At 68.7% G+C, this 21,795-nt stretch carries 12 protein-coding genes; 5 read left to right on the top strand and 7 right to left on the bottom strand.

The features are described 5' to 3' along the window. The first annotated feature begins 6 nt into the window (after positions 1–6). The 5 genes from ENE75_RS00570 (at position 7) to prsT (ending at position 9,284) form a co-directional block, all read left to right on the top strand. Entirely contained in the window at positions 7–1,203 is a 1,197-nt protein-coding gene (locus tag ENE75_RS00570) for an IS256 family transposase (protein ID WP_128194558.1), read from the top strand. A gap of 281 nt (positions 1,204–1,484) precedes the next feature. Continuing rightward, positions 1,485–2,864 (top strand): TIGR03013 family XrtA/PEP-CTERM system glycosyltransferase, encoded by a 1,380-nt coding sequence (locus tag ENE75_RS00565; RefSeq protein WP_128194556.1) that lies wholly within the window; start codon positions 1,485–1,487, stop codon positions 2,862–2,864. An 85-nt stretch (positions 2,865–2,949) separates the two neighbouring features. Beyond that, positions 2,950–5,079: an XrtA/PEP-CTERM system histidine kinase PrsK gene (gene prsK / locus ENE75_RS00560; RefSeq protein WP_128194554.1), complete on the top strand. Its 2,130-nt coding sequence runs from the start codon at positions 2,950–2,952 to the stop codon at positions 5,077–5,079. A gap of 10 nt (positions 5,080–5,089) precedes the next feature. Next, complete coding sequence (prsR, locus tag ENE75_RS00555; RefSeq protein ID WP_199232178.1) at positions 5,090–6,463, top strand: PEP-CTERM-box response regulator transcription factor; 1,374 nt, start codon at positions 5,090–5,092, stop codon at positions 6,461–6,463. A 58-nt stretch (positions 6,464–6,521) separates the two neighbouring features. Further along, entirely contained in the window at positions 6,522–9,284 is a 2,763-nt protein-coding gene (gene prsT / locus ENE75_RS00550) for an XrtA/PEP-CTERM system TPR-repeat protein PrsT (protein WP_158288815.1), read from the top strand. Between the two features lie 67 nt (positions 9,285–9,351). Here prsT and ENE75_RS00545 read toward each other — a convergent pair whose 3' ends face one another. The 7 genes from ENE75_RS00545 to ENE75_RS00515 form a co-directional block, all read right to left on the bottom strand. Then, positions 9,352–10,839 carry a glutamate synthase subunit beta gene (locus ENE75_RS00545; RefSeq protein WP_128194550.1) on the bottom strand — a complete coding sequence of 496 codons (1,488 nt, stop codon included), beginning with the start codon at positions 10,837–10,839 and terminating at the stop codon, positions 9,352–9,354. Between the two features lie 11 nt (positions 10,840–10,850). Continuing rightward, positions 10,851–15,575: a glutamate synthase-related protein gene (locus ENE75_RS00540; RefSeq protein ID WP_128194548.1), complete on the bottom strand. Its 4,725-nt coding sequence runs from the start codon at positions 15,573–15,575 to the stop codon at positions 10,851–10,853. Between the two features lie 131 nt (positions 15,576–15,706). Next, positions 15,707–16,378 carry a transposase gene (locus tag ENE75_RS00535; protein ID WP_128194546.1) on the bottom strand — a complete coding sequence of 224 codons (672 nt, stop codon included), beginning with the start codon at positions 16,376–16,378 and terminating at the stop codon, positions 15,707–15,709. Positions 16,379–16,431: 53 nt separating this feature from the next. Continuing rightward, positions 16,432–17,643, bottom strand: coding sequence for a deoxyguanosinetriphosphate triphosphohydrolase (locus ENE75_RS00530; protein WP_128194544.1), 1,212 nt, complete (start codon positions 17,641–17,643; stop codon positions 16,432–16,434). Further along, complete coding sequence (gene aroB, locus ENE75_RS00525) at positions 17,643–18,725, bottom strand: 3-dehydroquinate synthase (protein WP_128194542.1); 1,083 nt, start codon at positions 18,723–18,725, stop codon at positions 17,643–17,645. The genes ENE75_RS00530 and aroB overlap by 1 nt, the downstream gene beginning before the upstream one ends. Before the next feature lie 52 nt (positions 18,726–18,777). Then, entirely contained in the window at positions 18,778–19,329 is a 552-nt protein-coding gene (locus ENE75_RS00520) for a shikimate kinase (RefSeq protein WP_128194540.1), read from the bottom strand. After that, the gene (locus ENE75_RS00515) at positions 19,329–21,785 is read right to left on the bottom strand and encodes a hypothetical protein (protein WP_128194538.1); all 2,457 of its coding nucleotides are present in this window, start codon (positions 21,783–21,785) and stop codon (positions 19,329–19,331) included. The genes ENE75_RS00520 and ENE75_RS00515 overlap by 1 nt, the downstream gene beginning before the upstream one ends. Positions 21,786–21,795: the final 10 nt, after the last annotated feature.

Below are 21,795 nucleotides of genomic sequence, written 5' to 3'. Positions count from 1 at the left end.
TCCACGATGACCACCGCCACTATGGCATTGACCGAACTCGCCGAGAAGGGAGCCGACATCGACGTGCTGCGCCAGATGGTGCAGTTCATGGCCCAGCGCCTGATGGAGCTTGACGTCGAAGGGCGCTGCGGCGCCGGCTACGACGAGAAGAGCCCGGAGCGCGTCAACAGCCGCAACGGCTACCGCGACCGCACCTGGGAGACGCGCGCCGGCAGCGTCGAGCTGCGCATCCCCAAGCTGCGCCAGGGCAGCTACTTCCCCGAGTTCCTGGAGCCGCGGCGCACGGCCGAGAAGGCGCTGACAGCCGTCATCCAGGAGGCCTACGTCCACGGGATCTCGACCCGCTCGGTGGACGACCTGGTCAAGGCCCTGGGCATGAGCGGCGTCTCCAAGAGCCAGGTCAGCCGGCTGTGCGGCGAACTCGACGAGCAGGTCGGCGCGTTCCTCAACCGGCAGATCGAGGGCGACTGGCCCTACCTGTGGATCGACGCGACCTACGTGAAGACGCGCGAGGCCGGGCGCATCGTGAGTGTGGCGGTGATAGTCGCTGTGGGCGTCAACACCGATGGCCAGCGCGAGGTGCTGGGCCTGAAGGTCGGCGCCAGCGAGGCCGAGCCGTTCTGGACCGAGTTCCTGCGCAGCCTGAACCGCCGCGGCCTGCGGGGCGTCAAGCTCGTGATCAGCGACAGCCACGAGGGCATCAAGGCCGCGGCCAGCAAGGTCCTCAAGGCGACCTGGCAGCGCTGCCGGGTGCACTTCATGCGCAATGCCCTGGCGCACGCCGGCAAGACCCAGCGGCGCATGGTCAGTGCGGCCATCGGCACCGTCTTCGTGCAGGACTCGGCCGACAACGCCCGGGCGCAGTGGCGCAGCGTGGCCGATCAGCTTCGAGGCAAGTTCCCCAAGCTCGGCGCCTTGATGGACGAGGCCGAGAACGACGTGCTCGCGTTCATGACCTTCCCAAGGGCGCACTGGTCGCAGATCTACTCCACGAACCCGCTGGAGAGACTGAACGCAGAGATCAAGCGCCGCACCAACGTCGTGGGCATCTTCCCCAACGACGCGTCGATCGTCCGTCTGGTCGGCGCCATGATGCTCGAGCAGAACGATGAGTGGAGCCTGAACCGGCGCTACATGCAGCTTGAGGGCCTGCAGACCCTCAGCGATACTGTTCCCACTCGGCTGTCGGCAGTAGCCCGCTGAGTACCGCGCATCTCAGCTCTCTCCGGGCTGTGGACTTACACCATGCGCTGGGACACGACCGCCACGCCCAGGTCGTGCAGGAATCCCGCGCTCAACGTCGGGTTTGCGGCCGGCATGCCGGAGTGCGGACTAGATCACGCTCGCTGTCACGTTGAGCGTTGAAACTCGTCGAATCGCACCGCGCCCCCTCGCTCCGGGGATGTGCACCCCTGTCGACCGTTCTTACATTCCGCCCCAGATCGCGGGCAAAAGAGCGCCGGCAACTGCACCGGACGACAACCATGATCAGAATCTTCAATCACTACCTTCACCGCCAGACCCTGCTACGCGTGCTCTCGGACCTGGGCTTCATCCTCGTCGCGATGCTGGTGGTGTTCTTCACGCAGACCGGCAGCCTGGAATCCGTGCTGCCGGTGGCTGGCCCGCAGTTGGTGTCGCTGGCCGCCGGCATGTTCCTGATCAACGGCGCGTCGGGCCTGTACCAGAAGGCCCCCAACTTCACGATGCCGCAGGTGGTGGCACGTGCCGCACTGGCCCTGCTGCTGGCGCTGCCGTTGACATGGCTGCTGTTCGGCCTGCTGCCGGTGGACTTCGAGCAGCGTAACGCCGTGCGGGTGGCTGCGATGGTCGGTGTGGGCATCGTCACGCTCCGCCGTGTGTACGCCACCGCGTGGTCCAGCAGCCACACGCGCACGCGCATCCTGGTGCTGGGCTGCGGGCCGGCGGCGCAGCTGGTGACGAACACGCTGCGCGAGTCCGACCCGCATGCGCTGGTGGTGGGCTACTACCCCAGCCCGAACGAGAGCGAGTGCGCTGTCGACCGCAACATGGTGCTGTCGGCGGAGCGCTCGCTCAGCGCCACTGCCGAAGAGCTGGGCGCCGACGAGATCGTGGTGGCGCTCACCGAGCGCCGGTCCGGCGCGATGCCGCTGCGCGAACTGCTGGACTGCAAGCTGGTGGGCGTGAAGGTGCACGACATCAACACGCACTTCGAAAAGACGCTGGGCCAGATCCGCCTGGGGTTCGCCAACGCCGGCTGGATGATCTTCGGCGACGGTTTCGACCAGGGCTTTGGCCGCAGCGCCGTCAAGCGCGTGTTCGACATCCTGACGGCGCTGCTGCTGATCGTGCTGTCCGCGCCGATCATGCTGGTGGCGGCCGTCGTCATCAAGCTGGACAGCCGCGGCCCGGTCTTCTACCGCCAGGAGCGCCTGGGCCAGGACGGCAGGCCGTTCATGGTGACGAAGTTCCGCAGCATGCGCACCGATGCGGAGAAGGACGGCAAACCGCGCTGGGCCACGGTGCACGACGACCGCGTCACACGCGTGGGCAACTTCATCCGCAAGACGCGCATCGACGAACTGCCGCAGCTGTTCAACGTACTCAAGGGCGAGATGAGCATGGTCGGCCCGCGGCCGGAGCGCGCCTACTTCGTGGAACAGCTGACGCAGCAGATCCCGTTCTTCGCGGTGCGCCACTCGGTGAAGCCGGGCGTGACCGGCTGGGCGCAGGTGCGCTATCAATACGGTGCCACGGTCGAGGACTCGATCGAGAAGCTGCAGTACGACCTGTACTACGTCAAGAACCACTCGCTGTTCCTTGACCTGATGATCCTGTTCGAGACGGTGGCCGTGGTGCTGACCGGCAAGGGCGCGCGCTGAACGCGCCGGCCAGGCTGCCTCGGATTCCCCTGCTGGTGTTCCCTGGGATGGCTGCGCCGCGGCCGCCTGTGGTCTGATGCACGGCATGAGCGACGCCGACGGCTTTCAACTCGCATTGCTGGGCTTCGGTGCCGCCGCGCTGGCCTATGGCGCGCTGGCGGTCCGCCTGATGCTCAGCGGCTACCTGCGACCACAGGCGGGCGCGCCTGCCAGCTGGTTCCTGGCCGCGGTGGGTTTCAGCGCCGTCTGGGGTGTGGCCGGCACGGCCGCGGTGTGGGCCCCCGGCGCGGTCGGCGAGGTCTCCGCCGCCGCGGCGGACCTGCTGCGCTACGCCGCCTGGTTCGGCTTTCTGCTGGCGCTGCTGAAACCCGGGCTGCACGAGAGCCCGGGCGGCGAGGTGCGCCGACTGCCCAGCGTGGCCTGGGCAGCCTGCGGCCTGGCGGCCGCGGCGCTTGTCCTGCCTCGCCTGATCGACGACGAGCGCGTGGCGCGTGCCGGCCTGTTCGCCTGGCTGGCCCTGCCCGTGCTGGGCCTGCTGCTGGTGGAACAGCTCTACCGCAACCTGGCGCGGGACGGCCGCTGGGGCGCCAAGCCGCTGTGCCTGGGCCTGGCCCTGGTCTTCGCCTACGACGTCTACATCCATTCACAGGCCGTGCTGTTCGGCAGCTTCGACCTCGATGCCTTCAGCATCCGCGCCGGCATCCACGTGCTGGCGGTGCCGCTGCTGTTCCTGGCGGCACGCCGCATGTCCGACTGGCAGGCGCGGCTGCAGGTGTCGCACCGGCTGGCCTTCTACTCCGCCACGCTGCTGCTCGGGGGGGCCTACCTGCTGTTCGTCTCCGGCATCGGCTACTACGTGCGCTTCTTCGGCGGCAGCTGGGGCCGAGCGCTGCAACTGGCGGTGCTCTTTGGCGCGCTGCTGGTGCTGGCGGTGCTGCTGATGTCGCAGACCGCCCGTGCCAAGGTGCGGGTCTTCATCAACAAGAACTTCTTCGCCTACCGCTTCGACTACCGCGAGGAATGGCTGCGCTTCACGAACACCCTGTCGGCCGCCGTGTCGCCGCAGGAGATGGGCGCGTTGGTGATCCGGGGCCTGGCCGACATGGTGGAGAGCCCCGGCGGCAGCCTGTGGATGCGCAGTGCCGACGGTAGCCGGTTCGTGGAGACGGCGCGCACGCACCGCGTGGTGCCGGCCGACCAGGAAGCGGCCGACTCGGCCTTCGTGCGCTTCATGGCGGCAGAAGGATGGATCGTCGACCTGGACGAGGCGCGCCAACACCCGCAGCGCTACCCCGGCATGACGCTGCCGGCGTGGCTGCCGCCCGGAGGGGCGGTGTGGGCCGCCGTACCACTGATGGTGGGCGAGGAAATGACGGGCTTTGCGCTGATCGCGCCACCGCATGCCGGCGCCGCGCTCGACTGGGAGGTGCGCGACCTGCTCAAGACCGCCAGCCGCCAGGCCGCCGCCTTCCTGGCCCAGCTGCACGCGGCCGAGGCGCTGCTGGAGGCGCGCAAGTTCGAGGCCTTCAATCGCATGTCGGCCTTCGTCGTGCACGATCTGAAGAACATCGTGACGCAGTTGTCGCTGATGATGAAGAACGCGAAACGGCTGCACGACAATCCCGAGTTCCAACAGGACATGCTCGCCACGGTGGAGAGTTCGCTCGACAAGATGCGCCAGCTGATGCTGCAGTTGCGGGCAGGCCAGGCCGCGCCTGGGGGTACCGCAGGCGTGGAACTGGCACCCATCGCGAAGCGCTTGGTGGATGCCGCCGCGCAGCGCGGGCGGACGCTGGAACTCGAACGCGTGGAGCCCGTCAACACCCGTGGTGATGCCGCGCGCATCGAACGCGTGCTCGGCCACGTGGTGCAGAACGCATTCGATGCGACGCCCGACAGCGGGCGGGTCTGGCTGTCGGTGGCACGCGTGAGCGGTCAGGTGCACGTGGTCGTGGGTGACACCGGCCTGGGCATGACGCGCGATTTCATCGAGAACCGCCTGTTCAAGCCCTTCGCCAGCACCAAGACGGCAACGAGCGCCGGGGTGTCGGGCGGCATGGGCATCGGATCCTTCGAGAGTTTCCAGTACGTGCGTGAACTCGGCGGCCAGATCCTGGTCGACAGTGAGCCGGGCCGCGGCACGGTGTTCACCCTGGTGCTGCCGCTGCTGCAGACCACCACGGGTTCCGACCTGCAGATGACCGCCCCCGCGTGAAGCCGACCGCATGAGTGCCGACAAGCTCCCCCCGCTGATGATCGTCGAGGACGATCTGGCGCTGCAGAAGCAGATCAAGTGGTCGCTGGACCGCTTCGAGTGCGTGACCGCGAACGACCGCGCCAGCGCACTGGCGGCGCAACGGCGCCACCAGCCGGCCGTGATCACCATGGACCTGGGCCTGCCGCCCGACCCGGACGCCACCTCCGAAGGGTTCCGCCTGCTGGAGCAGCTGCTCGAGGCCGACCCGCATGCCAAGGTCATCGTGCTCACCGGCCAGAACGACCAGGCCAACGCCCTGCGCGCGGTGGCGCTGGGCGCCTACGACTTCTTCGCCAAGCCCTTCGAGCCGGAACTGCTGGGCCTGACCATCGACCGCGCCTACCGGCTGTGGGAACTGCAGGCCGAGAACCGCCGCCTGCAGGCGCTGCAGCACCCCGACGCGCTGGGCGGGCTGATGACGCGCGATGCGGACATGCAGAAGCTCTGCCGCCTGATCGAGCGTGTGGCCGGCAGCGACGCGACGGTGATGCTGCTGGGCGAAAGCGGCACCGGCAAGGAGGTGCTGGCCCAGGGGCTGCACCAGGCCTCCAAGCGCAGCGGCAAGTTCGTGGCCATCAACTGTGCCGCGATCCCGGAGAACCTGCTCGAGACCGAGCTCTTCGGCCACGAGAAGGGGGCCTTCACCGGTGCCACGAAGACCACCCTGGGCAAGATCGAGACGGCCCATGGTGGCACGCTGATGCTCGACGAGATCGGCGACCTGCCGATGTCGCTGCAGGCCAAGCTGCTGCGCTTTCTGCAGGAACGCACCATCGAACGCGTCGGCGGACGGCAGGAGATCCCGGTCGACGTGCGCGTGGTCTGCGCCACGCACCAGAACCTGAAGGCGCAGATCGCCGACGGCCGCTTCCGGGAAGACCTGTTCTACCGGCTGGCCGAGATCGTGGTCGACATCCCGCCGCTGCGCCAGCGCACGGGAGATGCGGTGCTGCTGGCGCACGCCTTCCTGCGCAGGTTTGCGCAGGAACAGCGCCGCGGCAGCCTGAGTTTCAGCGAAGACGCCGTGCGCGCCATCGAGGCGCACGCCTGGCCGGGCAACGTGCGTGAGCTGATCAACGTGGTCAAGCGCGCTTCGATCATGGCCGACGGGGCGCGGGTAACGGCACAGGACCTGAACCTGCCCGTGCCCGATGCGCCCGCGCCAGAATCACCGGCGGAACACGCCGACCTGGACCTGCGTCGCATCCGCGAGCAGGCCGAACGGGATGCCGTGGTCACGGCGCTGGCGCGGTCCAACGGCAACGTGCTGCGTGCGGCGGAGATGCTGGGCGTCAGCCGGCCGACGCTGTATGACCTGATGCACCGGCTGGCGATCAAGTGACGCCGTACCGTACACACGAACACAGACACGAACACAGGGGAGTTCGACGATGAAACGCATGCACCGCCTGCTGGCACCGACGCTTCTGGCGTCTCTGCTGATGGTTGCCTGTGGTGGCAAGGATCCAGCAGAACTGGTCGCGTCTGCAAAGGGGTTTGCCGAGAAAGGCGACCACAAGGCAGCGATCATCGAGTTGAAGACGGCGATCCAGGAAGCGCCTGACTTGGCCGAGGCGCGCTTCCTATTGGGCGAGTCGCTGCTAGCCAGCGGTGACGTTGCCGGTGCGGCGCTGGAATTGCGCAAGGCACTGGACCTCCGGCATGATGAAAACGACGTGGTGCCACCCCTGGCGCGCGCCTTGTACCTGCAGGGCGACTTCCAGCGCCTGCTGGAGCAATTCGGCACCACCGTGCTCAGCCAGCCGCTGGCCGAGGCCGACCTGAAGGTCACGCTCGCACGCGCCAATGGCGGGCTAGGGCGGCGCGAACCGGCACGCCGAGCCATCGATGCAGCGCTCAAGGCAATGCCGGAGTACGGTCCGGCCAAGATCTTCGAGGCCCGGCTGCAGGCCGATACCGGCGACGTCGATGGCGCGCTGGCCGCGCTCGACAAGCAACTTGAGCGCACGCCGCAGGACGCGGAAGGCTGGCAGATCAAGGGCGACCTGATGATGTACGGCAAGCGCGACCTGGATGGCGCGCTGGCGGCCTACCGCCAGGCCATTGCGGTCCGGCCTACTCACGTGGTGTCGCATGCTGGTGCGCTGACAGTGCTGCTCGCCAAGGCCGACGCCGATGGCGCCAAGGCGCAGTTGGAGGGTCTGCAGAAGATCCTGCCAAAGCACCCGCAGACGCTTTTCTTCGCCGCCAGCGTGGCCCTGCTCAACGGTGAACTCGACAAGGCCAAGGAGATCGGTGATCAGTTGCTGCGCGTGGCGGCCGACAACGCCCGCATCCTGCAACTGGTCGGCGCGATCGAGTTCGAGCGCAAGTCCTGGATCCAGGCAGAGACCCATCTCGCCAAGGCGGTTCAACTGAACCCGAACCTGGACATGGCCCGACGCATGCTTGCCGGCACCTACCTGCAGCGGTCGGAGCCTTCGAAGGCCCTGTCCACATTGCAGCCGCTGACCGAGAAGCCCAACGTTTCCGCCGCCATCTACAACCTCAAGGCGCAGGCGCACCTGCAGGCGGGGGAGTTGGCCGAGGCGGAAAAGGCATTTGCCGCGGCCACGAAGATCAACCCGGACGATGTGCGCAACCGCACCGCGCTGGCGCTCAGCCGCGTGATGCGCGGTGACGACAACGCGGGGCTGGGTGAACTGCGCAGTCTGGCAGCCAGTGCAGACACCACGGTGGCTGACCTGCCGCTGATCGCGACCCTGGTACGGAAGAAGGACTTCAAGGGCGCCATGGCGGCGATTGACGCACTGGAACGGAAACAGCCGGACAAGCCGATTGCCGCCAATCTTCGGGCCAGGTTGCTGATCCAGCAGGGTGACAAGGCAGGCGCGGAGAAAGCCTTCCGTCGTGCCCTGGAGATCCAGCCCACGTTTTTCCCGGCTGCCGCTTCGCTGGTGCAACTGGCGTTCCTGGACAAGCGCCTGGACGAAGCGCAGAAAATCCTCGACGACTTTCTGAAGGTCGCGCCGACAAACACACAGGCCCTGATCACCAGTGCGGCGCTGAAGGTGCGGACCGGCGCGGCCCGCGACGAGGTACTGGGCATCTTCACACGCGCCATCCAGCAGGCGCCCACCGAACCCATGCCCAGGCTGGCGTTGATCAACTACCAGTTGAACACGCAGGACGTGAAGGGTGCGTTGAGCACAGCGCAGCAGGCTGTCGCAGCTCTGCCTGACAACCCGGGCCTACTGGACGCACTCGGTCGTGCCCAGGCCGCTTCCGGGGACACGAACCAGGCTCTGGCGTCGTTCGGCAAGCTGGCGCAGATGGTGCCTACTTCCGTGGCACCGCACCTGCGCGTGGCCGATGTGCAATGGGCCGCGAAGAACCAGGAGGCAGCGATCCAGGCGCTGCGCCGGGCGTTGGGCGTCGACGCCGACAACCTGCAGGCGCAACGCTCGCTGGTCGATGCCTACCTCGCCTCCGACAAGACCGCGGACGCCGTAGCCGTGGCGCGCCAGGTGCGAAAGCAACGGCCCCAGCAGGACGTTGGCTACCTGCTCGAAGGTGGCATCGCCGCCTCACAACGCCAGTGGCCGCAGGCCATAGCGATCTACCGTGATGGCCTGAAGTCGGCGCCCGACTCCAGCGAGCTGGCCACACGCCTGCACGTTGCGCTCGCCGCCGACAAGCAGGACGCCGAAGCCGCCAGGCACGCCGCCGATTGGCAGCGTCGACATCCTGACGATGCGGCGTTCCGCTTCTTCCTGGGCGATCTGGCCCTGGCACGCAAGGACCTGACAGCCGCCGAGGGTCACTACCGCGACGTGCTGCGCATCCAACCTGAGAACGCGCTCGCCCTGAACAACGTCGCCTGGCTGATGGCTTCCACGAAGAAGCCCGGTGCAGTGGCGATGGCCGAGAAGGCCGTGGCCCTGCTGCCCGACCGGCCCGTGATCATGGACACGCTGGCGCTGGCACTGGCCTCGGAAGGGCAGAAGGACAAGGCCGTGGACATCATGCGCCAGGCCGTGCGGCTGGAGGAGAAGAATCCCTCCCTGCGCTTCAACCTCGCCAAGCTGCTCATCGATGCCGGCGACAAGTCGGCGGCGAAGACCGAGCTGGAAACGCTGGCCAAGCTGGGCGACAAGTTCCCGCGCCAAGGTGAGGTCACGGCGCTGCTGAAGACGCTCTGAGCCCTGGCGCCGAAAGCACGACGGCCCGCTGCTGCGGGCCGTTGTCTTTGGTGCGAACGCGCGGCGCTCAGCGCGGCAGCGCCGTCTCCCCCATCAGGAAGCGGTCCACCTCGCGCGCCGCCTGCCGGCCCTCGCGGATGGCCCACACCACCAGGCTCTGGCCGCGGCGCATGTCGCCGGCGGCGAAGACCTTGGGCACGTTGGTGGCGTAGCCGGTGGAGTCGTCGGTGCCGGCCTTGGCGTTGCCGCGGCCGTCACGCTCCACGCCGAAGGCCTCCAGCACCGGCGAGACCGGGTGCACGAAGCCCATGGCCAGCAGCACCAGGTCGGCGGGCCATTCCTTCTCGGTGCCGGGCACCTCGACCATCTTGCCGCCCTGCCATTGCACGTGCACGGTCTGCAGCGCCTTCACCTTGCCCTTGTCCTTGCCGGTGCCGGCGATGAAGGCCTTGGTAGCGATGGCGAACTCGCGGCTGCAGCCTTCCTCGTGGCTGGAGCTGGTGCGCAGCTTGTACGGCCAGTAGGGCCAGGTCAGCGGGCGGTCTTCCTCTTCCGGCGGCTGCGGCATCAGCTCGAACTGGGTGACGCTGGCCGCGCCGTGGCGGTTGCTGGTGCCCACGCAGTCGCTGCCGGTGTCGCCGCCGCCGATGACGATGACGTGCTTGCCGGTGGCCATGATCTGGCCCTTGAGCTTGTCGCCGGCCACCACCTTGTTCTGCTGCGGCAGGAACTCCATCGCGAAGTGCACGCCGTCCAGGTCGCGGCCGGGCACCGGCAGGTCGCGGCTGACCTCGCTGCCGCCGGTCAGCAGCACGGCGTCGAAATCGGCCTGCAGCTGTTCGGCGCTGATGGTTTCCTTGGCGTCGTTGGTGACCTTGCTGCCGGCGCCGTCGGCCGGCATCGCGCCCACCAGCACGCCGGTGCGGAAGACCACGCCCTCGGCCTCCATCTGCGCCACGCGGCGGTCGATGTGGCTCTTCTCCATCTTGAAGTCGGGGATGCCGTAGCGCAGCAGGCCACCGATGCGACTGTTCTTCTCGAACACCGTCACGTCGTGCCCGGCGCGCGCCAGCTGCTGTGCCGCGGCCAGGCCGGCCGGGCCGCTGCCGACCACGGCGACTTTCTTGCCGGTCTTCGCGTCAGCAGGCATCGGCGTCACCCAGTTCTCGGCCCAGGCGCGGTCGATGATCGCGTGCTCGATGCTCTTGATGCCCACCGGGTCGTCGTTGACGTTGAGCGTGCACGCCGCCTCGCACGGCGCCGGGCAGACGCGGCCGGTGAACTCAGGGAAGTTGTTGGTGCTATGCAGCACGTCGATGGCATTGCGCCAGTCGCCGTGGAAGACCAGGTCGTTGAAGTCCGGGATGATGTTGTTGACCGGGCAGCCGCTGTTGCAGAACGGCGTGCCGCAGTCCATGCAGCGCGCGCCCTGGACCTTGCTCTGCTCCTCGCTGAGCCCGATGACGAATTCCTTCCAGGTCTTCAGCCGCTGCGGCACGGGCTCGTAGCCCTCTTCCAGCCGCTCGAACTCCAGGAAACCGGTGACCTTGCCCATCGTGTTGCTCCTTACTTCGCGGCGGCCGTAGCCGCCGGCGCCTTGGCCTTGTCCACCGCTTCGACGGCCTGCGCCTTGGCGGCACGCTCGGCCAGCGCGCGCTTGTACTCGTGCGGGAAGACCTTGACGAACTTCTGCCGCGCCTCGGCCCAGCGGTCCAGCAGTTCGCGCGAGCGCAGACTGCCCGTCCAACGGTGGTGGTCCTCCACCAGCTTCTTCAGCACGGCCTCGTCGGCCTGCCCCTGATGCCAGGTGGCCGCGTCGCCGGCCTGTTCCGCTGCGGGCAGCACCTTCTCCAGCGCCACCATCGCGGTGTTGCAGCGGCTGGCGAAGCTGCCGTCCTCGTCGTAGACGTAGGCGATGCCACCGGACATGCCGGCCGCGAAGTTGCGCCCGGTGCGGCCCAGCACGGCCACGGTGCCGCCGGTCATGTACTCGCAGCCGTGGTCGCCCGTGCCCTCCACCACCGCGCTGGCACCCGACAGGCGCACCGCGAAGCGCTCGCCGGCCACGCCGCGGAAGAAGGCCTCGCCGCGCGTGGCGCCGTACAGCGCCGTGTTGCCGATGATGATGTTCTTCGTCGCGTCGCCGCGGAAGTCGATGCTCGGGCGCACCACCACGCGGCCGCCGCTGAGGCCCTTGCCGGTGTAGTCGTTGGCGTCACCGATCAGGTACAGCGTGATGCCGGTGGCCAGGAAGGCACCGAAGCTCTGGCCGCCTGTGCCTTCCATCTGCATGAAGATGGTGTGGTCGGGCAGGCCTTCGGGGCGGTGGCGGATCAGCTCGCCGGAGAGCATGGCACCCACCGAGCGGTTGACGTTGCGCGCGTCCTCCATGAACTGCACCTTCTCGCCTCGCTCGATGGCCGGGCGGCAGCGCTCGATGAGCTTGAGGTCCAGCGCCTTGTGCAGGCCGTGGTCCTGCTCCTCGGTGTGCATCCTGGCCACCTCGGTCGGCACCTCGGGCAGGTGGAAGACGCGGCTGAAGTCCAGGCCCTTGGCCTTCCAGTGCGCGATGCCCTTCTTCATGTCCAGCAGGTCGGCACGGCCGATCAGCTCGTCGAAGGTGCGGATGCCGAGCTGCGCCATGATCGTGCGCGCCTCCTCGGCCACGAAGAAGAAGTAGTTGACGACGTGCTCGGGCCGGCCGGCGAACTTCTTGCGCAGCACCGGGTCCTGCGTGGCCACGCCCACCGGGCAGGTGTTGAGGTGGCACTTGCGCATCATGATGCAGCCCTCGACCACCAGCGGCGCGGTGGCGAAGCCGAACTCGTCGGCGCCCAGCAGCGCGCCGATCACCACGTCACGTCCGGTCTTCATCTGGCCGTCGGCCTGCACGCGGATGCGGCCCCGCAGGCGGTTGAGCACCAGGGTCTGCTGCGTCTCGGCCAGGCCCAGTTCCCAGGGCGTGCCGGCGTGCTTGATCGACGACCAGGGCGACGCGCCGGTGCCACCGTCGTGCCCGGCGATGACCACGTGGTCGGCCTTGCACTTGGCCACGCCGGCGGCGATGGTGCCCACGCCCACCTCCGACACCAGCTTCACGCTGACGCTGGCCTTCGGGTTGGCGTTCTTCAGGTCGTGGATCAGCTGCGCCAGGTCCTCGATGGAGTAGATGTCGTGGTGCGGCGGCGGGCTGATCAGGCCCACGCCGGGCACGCTGTAGCGCAGGAAGCCGATGTAGTCGCTGACCTTGCCGCCGGGCAGCTGGCCGCCCTCCCCGGGCTTGGCGCCCTGGGCCATCTTGATCTGGATCTGGTCGGCGCTGACCAGGTATTCGGTGGTCACGCCGAAGCGGCCCGAGGCCACCTGCTTGATCCGGCTGCGCAGGCTGTCGCCGGCCTTGATGGGCACGTCGGCTTCGACCACGTCGCTGCCCAGCACGCCGGCCAGCGAGGTGTCCTGCGCGATGGGGATGCCCTTGAGCTCGTTGCGGTAGCGCTTGGGGTCCTCGCCGCCTTCACCGGTGTTGCTCTTGCCGCCGATGCGGTTCATGGCCACGGCCAGCGTGGCGTGCGCCTCGGTGCTGATCGAGCCCATCGACATGGCGCCCGTGGCGAAGCGCTTGACGATCTCGCTGGCCGGTTCCACCTCTTCCAGCGGGATGGCCTTGCTCGGGTCCACCTTGAACTCGAACAGGCCGCGCAGCGTCATGTGGCGCCTGCTCTGGTCGTTGATGATCTGCGCGTATTCCTTGTAGGTGTCGAACTTGCCCGCGCGCGTGCTGTGCTGCAGCTTGGCGATGGCGTCCGGCGTCCACATGTGCTCCTCGCCGCGCGTGCGCCAGGCGTACTCGCCGCCAGCGTCCAGCATGCGGGCCAGCACCGGGTCGTTGCCGAAGGCGGCCACGTGCAGGCGCAGGGCTTCCTCGGCCACCTCGAAGATGCCGATGCCGCCGACCTGGCTGGCGGTGCCGCGGAAGTACTTCTCGACGAAGTCCTTCTGCAGGCCGATGGCCTCGAAGAGCTGGGCGCCACAGTAGGACATGTACGTGGACACGCCCATCTTGGACATGATCTTCGACAGCCCCTTGCCCACCGCCTTGATGTAGTTGGCAATGGCCTTGCCGGCCTTCAGGTCGCCCGGCAGGTCCTTGTGGATGTGGACCAGCGTCTCCAGCGCCAGGTAGGGGTGCACGGCCTCGGCACCGTAGCCGGCCAGCACGGCGAAGTGGTGCACCTCGCGCGCACTGCCGGTTTCGACCACCAGGCCGGCGTTGGTGCGCAGGCCCTCGCGCACCAGGTGGTGGTGGATGGCCGACAGCGCCAGCAGTGCCGGGATGGCCACGCGCTGGCGCGTCATCGCGCGGTCGCTGACGATCAGGATGTTGTGGCCGCCCTTGATGGCGTCCACAGCCTGCGCACACAGCGAGGCCAGCTGCGCTTCCACGCCTTCACGGCCCCACTCGACGGGATAGGTGATGTCGAGCTCGACGCTCTTGAACTTGCCCGAGGTGTGGCGCTCGATGTCGCGCAGGCGCGCCATGTCGTCGAAGTCCAGCACGGGCTGGTTGACCTCCAGGCGCATCGGCGGGTTGACCGCGTTGATGTCCAGCAGGTTGGGCTTCGGGCCGATGAAGCTGTTCAGGCTCATCACGATCGCCTCGCGGATCGGGTCGATCGGCGGGTTCGTGACCTGGGCGAACAACTGCTTGAAGTAGTTGAACAGCGGCTTGCTGCGGTCCGACAGCACGGCCAGCGGGCTGTCGTTGCCCATCGAGCCGATGGCTTCCTCCCCATTCGCCGCCATGGGCGCCATCAGGAACTTGATGTCCTCCTGCGAGTAGCCGAAGGCCTGCTGGCGGTCGAGCAGCGACTCGGCAAAGGCGCGCGGACCGGCGGTGACCTCCACCGTGTCCAGGCGGATGCGCACGTTCTCGATCCACTGCCGGTAGGGCTTGGCGGCGGCGAACTGGGTCTTCAGTTCCTCGTCATCGATGATGCGGCCCTGGTCGAAGTCGATCAGGAACATCTTGCCCGGCTGCAGGCGCCACTTCTTGACGATCTTGTTCTCCGGGAACGGCAGCACGCCGGATTCCGAGGCCATCACGACCAGATCATCCTCGGTCACGCAGTAGCGTGCCGGGCGCAGGCCGTTGCGGTCCAACGTGGCGCCGATCTGCTTGCCGTCGGTGAAGACCATCGCCGCCGGGCCATCCCAGGGCTCCATCATCGCGGCGTGGTACTCGTAGAAGGCGCGGCGGCGCTCGTCCATGCCCTCGTGCTGCTCCCAGGCCTCCGGGATCATCATCATCGCGGCATGGGCCAGCGGGTAGCCGGCCATCACCATCAGCTCGAGCGCGTTGTCGAAGGTGGCGGTGTCGCTCTGGTGCTCGAAGCTGATGGGGTAGAGCTTGGGCAGGTCATCGCCCAGCACGGGCGACTTCATCACGCCCTGGCGGGCGCGCATCCAGTTGAAGTTGCCCTTGACGGTGTTGATCTCGCCGTTGTGCGCCACCATGCGGTACGGGTGCGCCAACGGCCATTCGGGGAAGGTGTTGGTGCTGAAGCGCTGGTGCACCAGCGCGAAGGCCGAGGCGCTGCGCGTGTCGGCCAGGTCCAGGTAGTACTGGCCCACCTGGTGCGCCAGCAGCAGGCCCTTGTAGAGCACCGTGCGGCAGCTCATGCTGGGCACGTAGTACTCGCGGCTGTGCGTGAGTTGCAGGCGCTGGATGGCGCTGCTGGCGGTCTTGCGGATGACGTAGAGCTTGCGCTCCAGCGCGTCGGGCACGATGACGTCGGGGCCGCGGCCGATGAAGACCTGGCGCATGACCGGCTCCTTGGCGCGCACGGTGGGCGACATGGGCATGTCGCGGTCCACCGGCACCTCGCGCCAGCCCAGCAGCACCTGGCCTTCGGCCTGGATGGCGCGCTCGAGCTCCTGCATGCAGGCCAGGCGCGATGCGTGCTCCTTGGGCAGGAAGACCATGCCCACGCCGTACTCGCCCGGCGGCGGCAGGTCCACGCCCTGCTTGGCCATCTCGGCGCGATACAGCTCGTCGGGGATCTGGATCAGGATGCCGGCGCCGTCGCCCATCAGCTTGTCGGCACCCACTGCGCCCCGGTGGTCCAGGTTCTCCAGGATCTTCAAGCCCTGCTGGATGATGGAATGGGCCTTCTGGCCCTTGATGTGGGCGACGAAGCCGACGCCGCAGGCATCGTGCTCGTGCTGGGCGGCATAGAGGCCCTGGGCGGCCAGTTGGTCGATCTCTTCGCGGCGGGGGGCGGCCATGGTCATGGCGGTCTCCGGGGCAGGGTGCAGGGACGGCGAATCTATCGCAGTGCAGCAAAAGCGGCAATTGAAATCAATTGGGGTCAGAGTCGATATGCCAGATCATCCATCTCCTCTGGACTTAATTGGGGACACAGTCAGTCCGAAACCACCCTGCGAGGCCGTCCAGGTCGGCGCGGCTGCGCCGGGCGGCCCGTCGCGGCTTCGAGCTCGGCGGTGAACGCCGGCGAGCCGATGGCCCAGGCACCATGCACGGCCCGTGCCAGCAGGGCGCCCGTGGCCGGGTCCGGCCCCTGCTCCAGCCGCTGGCGCCAGGCCAGCTCGCGTTCGAACGGGGTGTTGCCCAGGGTCCAGAACACGGGCGCGTCGGCCAGCAGCGGGTCGCGCGTCTGACCCAGGTGGTGCGGCCCGCTGCTGGGCTGTTGTGCACGCCACGCCGCATGCTCCACGTGCAGTATGCAAGCGAGCAGCCACTCACCGGTTTCGACCACGGTGGCGCGGTATCGCCCGGCCCACAGCGCGCCGTGGCGCCCATGGCGTCGGTTGAAGGCCTGCACGTAGCGCCGGCCCAGGGCCTGCATGAAACGGCCCAGGCCGTCGGTGGTTTCCGGGCACAGCACCAGGTCCAGCGCCTCCGGCAGCACACCGTAGGCCCAGATGGCCACCCGGTACTGGACCGACAACTCCCGCATGGCGCCACGCAGCGCCTGAACGTCGGCGGCGTCCAGGGTCAGCGGCTGGCCGTGCACGGTGGCCTGGCGCACGCAGTGCGCGTGGCCGGCCAAGGTCAGGCGCGGCAGGCGGGCCATGTCGTCAGCCGGCGGTCATGCATGCCGACAGCCACTGGCAGGACTCACGGTGCCTAGAGCACATCGCCGTCGAACACCCGCCGGCCGGTCAGGCGGTGGTGCTCGCGCAGGGCAAAGCGGTCGGTCATGCCGGCGATGTAGTCGGCCACCGCGCGCGGCAGGTCGCGTTCGGCCTTGGCGGCATGGTCGGGCGGCAGTTCTTGGGGCGCGCCCATGTAGGCCTCGAAAAGCTCGCGGACCACGCCCCGGGCACGGTCCGTCATGGCGGTGACCTGCGGGTGCCGGTACAGCGCAGCGAACAGCAGCCGCTTCAGGCTGGCACTGTCGCGCCGCATGTCCGCGCTGGCGCGCACCAGTGGCCCGTGCTCACGCCCCAGCGCGCGCGCCGCATCGGCATCGGGCGGCGCCAGCGCCGCCAGCGTGGCACGTGTGTGGTCCACCACGTCGTAGACCTGGGCCGACAGCATGTGGCGCAGCGTCTCCGCCAGCCAGCGGCGCGGCTGCTGCGTCAGCGCCGGGTGGGCCGCCAGCGCCTGAGCACGGAAGCGGTCGAACAGCGGCTGGCCCTGCAGCTGCTCCACCTGCAGGAGGCCGGCGCGCACGCCGTCGTCGATGTCGTGCGCGTTGTAGGCGATCTCGTCGGCCAGGTTGACCAGTTGCGCCTCCAGGCTAGGCTGGGTGCCGTCCAGGAAGCGCCGGCCGACACCCCCCGGCTCCTCGGCCTCCAGGCGCTCGGCGGTGGCGCGCGGGCAGCGCTTGAGGATGCCTTCGCGCGCCTCGAAGCTGAGGTTCAGGCCGTCGAACGCGGCGTAGCGCTGCTCCAGCCGGTCCACCACGCGCAGGCTCTGCAGGTTGTGCTCGAACCCGCCATGCGGCGCCATGCAGGCGTCCAGCGCATCCTGGCCCGCGTGGCCGAACGGCGTGTGGCCCAGGTCATGGGCCAGGGCGATGGCCTCGACCAGGTCTTCGTTGAGCCGCAGCAACCGCGCCATCGAGCGGCTGATCTGCGCCACCTCCAGCGAATGGGTCAGCCGCGTGCGGAACAGGTCGCCTTCGTGGTTGATAAAGACCTGCGTCTTGTAGACCAGCCGCCGGAACGCGGTGCTGTGCACGATGCGGTCGCGGTCGCGCTGGTGCTCGGTGCGCGGCGCGGGCGGTGGTTCGGGGTGACGGCGGCCCCGGCTGCGGGTGGGGTCGCTGGCCCAGGGCGCCAGGCCGCCGGCCAGCAGGCCCGGAGGATCGATGGGGCCGGCTGTCGGGTGCATCAGCCGCCGTGGGCGCGCAGCACGTCCGTCACCAGGGCGTCGGGCGCCGGGCGCATCGACGCCTTGCCCGGCGCGTCCAGCAGCACGAAGCGGATCTCGCCGGCCTCGCTCTTCTTGTCCATGCGCATCAGCGACAGCCAGCGCTCGGCGCCCAGGGCCGGTGGCTGCACGGGCAGGCCGGCGCGGCGGACGAGCGCGGTCAGCCGGCGGACGAAGGCCTCGTCGACCCCGCCCAGACGCGCAGACAGCGCCGCAGCCAGCACCATGCCGCAACCCACGGCTTCACCGTGCAGCCATTCGCCGAACCCCAGCCCGGCCTCGATGGCGTGGCCGAAGGTGTGGCCGAAGTTCAGGATGGCGCGCAGGCCGGCCTCCTTCTCGTCGGCGCCGACCACCTGCGCCTTGATCTCGCAGCTGCGTCGCACCGCGTGCGCCAGCGCCGCCGGCTCGCGGGCCACCAGGGCGTCGAGGTGCGCCTCGATCCAGTCCAGGAAGGCCATGTCGGCGATCGGGCCGTACTTGATCACCTCCGCCAGGCCGGCCGAGAACTCGCGCGGCGGAAGCGTGGCCAGGGTGTCGAGGTCGCAGAGCACGCGGCGCGGCTGGTAGAAGGCGCCGATCATGTTCTTGCCCAGCGGGTGGTTCACCGCGGTCTTGCCGCCCACCGAGGAATCCACCTGCGCCAGCAGCGTCGTCGGCAGCTGCACGAAGGGCACGCCGCGCATGAAGCAAGCGGCCGCGAAGCCGGTGATGTCGCCCACCACGCCCCCGCCCAGCGCGAAGAGCACGGTCTTGCGGTCGGCGCCCTCGGCCAGCAGGTGGTCGAAGATGAGGTTCATCGTCGCCCAGTCCTTGTGCGCCTCGCCGTCGGGCAGCGTGACCTGGGTGACCCGTGCGTACCGTGTGCCGAGCTGCTGCACCACCTGCTGCGCGTACAGCGGCGCCACCGTGGTGTTGCTCACCACCACCGCCAGCGCGGCCTTCGGCAGGCCCGCCCAGGCCGCGGGGTCAGCCAGCAGGCCGGGGCCGACGAGGATGTCGTAGCGCTCGTGGCCGGTGTCGACGGTGACGATGTCTCGCATGCCGCGAGTGTAGGCGGGGGCCGAAGCCGCCCCGCTGCCGCGACCGACAGCGTCAGCCGTGGCCGATGGTTGCCGGCACCTGCGAAGGGTCGACCAGCCCGGCCAGCTCCAGCTGCATCAGCACCATGTTCAGCAGCGCCGGCACCGAAGGTCGTGGCGTTTCGACCACGTAGTGCGCGGTGCGCCGGTACAGCGGATCGCGCTCGCGGAACAGCGTGCGCAGCTTGAACAGCGGGTTGCCGCCCTGCAGCAGCGGGCGCTGGGTGTCATGGCGCAGGCGCCGTGCCAGTTCCTCCGGCGTGGAGCGCAGGTAGAAGACGGTGCAGCGGCCGTGCAGCGCATCGCGGTTCTCGGGGCGCAGCACCGCCCCACCGCCGGTGGCCAGCACCAGGCCATCGGCCTGCGTCAGGCGCGCGATGACCTTCTGCTCGACATCGCGGAAAGCGGCCTCGCCCTCACGGTCGAAGTACTCGCGGATCGAGCAGCCGATCTGCTGCTCGATCTCGGCGTCGCTGTCGGCAAAGTCACGGCCCAGTTGGCGGGCCAGTTGCCGCCCGACCGTGGACTTGCCACAGCCGGGCATGCCGACGAGGGCGATGTTCACTACTGCGTGTCGGTGCAGACGCCGGTGGGCAGTCCGGTCGAGCTGCCGCGTCCGTAGGGGCTGATGCCGAAGGCCGGGAACACGTTCTCGTTGGTCAGCGCATTGCCGGGGACCGGAAGGTTGCCCAGACCGTACAGGTTGCCCACGTAGCGCGCACGCGCTTCCGTGCCCGACACCCCGGAGGCGGTGACCGTGATCACGAAGTCGACCCAGGTGCCGAGGTTGCGGCCGTACTCGATCTGCACGATGGCCAAGCCGTTGGCGTCGGTCTTCGACGAACCCACCATCTTGATGGCCACGTCGGCCTTGCGGGGGTCGATCTCGCCATTCCAGTTGAGGTCCTCGCCGCGGGCCGCCAATGCCGGCGCCGCACCGCCCACTGCACCCGCCTCGCGGATACCGTTACGGTTGGCGTCGTCGTTCGGACAGACCGGCTGTGTGGTCGTACCCGCTCCGGCAGCCCAGGCCGTGCCGTTCCAGGTGTAGTGCTCGGTGTTGGCCAGGGTGAGCTGCTGCTGCCAGAAATCACCGTTCCAGAAGTAGAAGCCCTTGTAGAAGCCTGTGAGGTCGACCGATGGCGTGATCTGCACATCGGGCTTGGCCTGCCCCGCCGCGTCGACCACCATCACCACGAACTCCTTGATGTAGGTGAGTTCGGCGGCGCCGGACTTGATCAGTTCGTTGGTGCGGATGTTGACCGACAGCGCCTCGCTGGCCACCGTGATGGTGTTGGTGACCTGGTTCGGGCAGGGGTCGGCCGCGAAGTCCCAGTCGTTCAGCGCATAGCAGGCCCGGATGGTGACCCCGTTGGTCGGGCTCGACCGGGTGCCCGCGCGGAAGGTGCCGGTGGCCACGCCATTGGCGTTGGTGTAGGCATAGTCGCCACCCACCCACGAGACCTGGCCGTCGGAGTTGTTCACGTTGTCGGCGAGGTCGAACCGCACACGCACGTTCTGGACCGGCGTGTTACCCGCCTTGACGAACAGGGCCCGCAGTTGGACCTGGTTGTCGGTGCTGCTGTCGGCGTTGATCGAGACCACGCTCGGACTCGGCGTCAGCGAGGCCGACTCGACGGGCCCGACCGCGACTGGCACCGACCCCGTTCCGGCTGCCTGCACGGTGACCTGGATGTCTTCCGGCAACGAATACCCCGCAGCGCTGGCGGTGACGACGACCGTGCCCGCCGCTGCCGGCGCGGTGTAGCTGTAGACGAACTTGCCGCGCGCATCGGTCGTGCCGGTGGCGCTGCCGAGTTGCGGTGACGTGAGGCTGACCAATTGGTCCGGCATGGCCACGTCGTTGACGTCCACGAGCGTGAACTCGATCTGGTTGCCGGTCGAGCCGGTGTTGACGATGGGCGCAAACGCGGCCGTGAGCTTCGCGCCGATGACCCGGAACGACGCGGAGCGGGTCAGGCTGCCACTGGTGGCCGTCACCGTCACCAGGCGGTTCGAACGGTCGGCGCCGATGCCGATGTCGGCCGTCACGATGCCGGCACTGTTGGTGACCGATCCGCTCACCGTGGCCACGGCACTCTCGTCCACGCGGATCGTGACCGGGATGCCCGGCAGCGCGTTTCGGTTGCTGTCCACGGCAGCCGCCGTCGCCCGCAGTGTGGTGGTGCCGGCATTGGGCAGGCTGGTGGCGCTGAGGCTGAGGCTCAGGTCGGCCGCCACCGGCCCAGGCGTCGTGACGGTGTCGGTGACTGTCAGGTTGGCCGTGCGTGTCAGGCCCCCGGCCACGGCCGTGACCACCATGGTCCGGTTGACCGTCGAGCCGCCGATCCCGATCTGCGCCGTGAGCACGCCGTTGGCGTTCGTCACCGTGCCGCTGGGCGCTGCGGTGCCGCCGTTGTCGACGGTGATGGTGACCCCGGTGTTGGGCAGCACGTTTCGCCGGGCATCCAGCGCCGTGACCGTGGCCACCACCTGCTCGGCCCCCGTGTTCACGATGGTCGGGGCGCTGAGCGTGAGGATCAGGTCGGAAGGCAGCACCGTGGAGCCGCCCGTCGCCGTCACCTGCAGGGCCGCGGTCTGCGTCAGCGCGCCGCTGGTGGCGGTCACGGTGATGGTGCGTTCGGAGAAGTCCGAGCCGATGCCGATCGTTGCGCTCAACACCCCGCTGGAATCCGTGACAGTGTCGTTGGCGATGACAACACCACCATTGTTGACGGAGACCGTGACCGGCACGCCGGCCACCGAGTTGCGGTTGCCATCGACGGCGATCACCGACGCGACGACCGACTGGCTACCGTCGTTGGTCACGCTCTGTGCGCCGAGGATGAGCACCAGTTCCGTGGCCCGGGGCGTTGCCACCGTCCCACCGCCGCCGCCGCCACCACTGCAGGCCGTGCCGCCAGTGACTTCCTGGCAGGTGTCGGAACCACCTCCGCAGGCCGCGAGGCCCACGACCACGGCCGCCAGCGCGGCCCGCAACATCATGCGAATCATGTTCACGCGCCCTCGC

Source organism: Rubrivivax albus (assembly GCF_004016515.1).
Taxonomy (GTDB): Bacteria; Pseudomonadota; Gammaproteobacteria; order Burkholderiales; family Burkholderiaceae_C; genus Rubrivivax; species Rubrivivax albus.
Note: the sequence above shows the minus strand (reverse complement) of the source record. Positions and strands in the feature narration are given on the sequence as shown.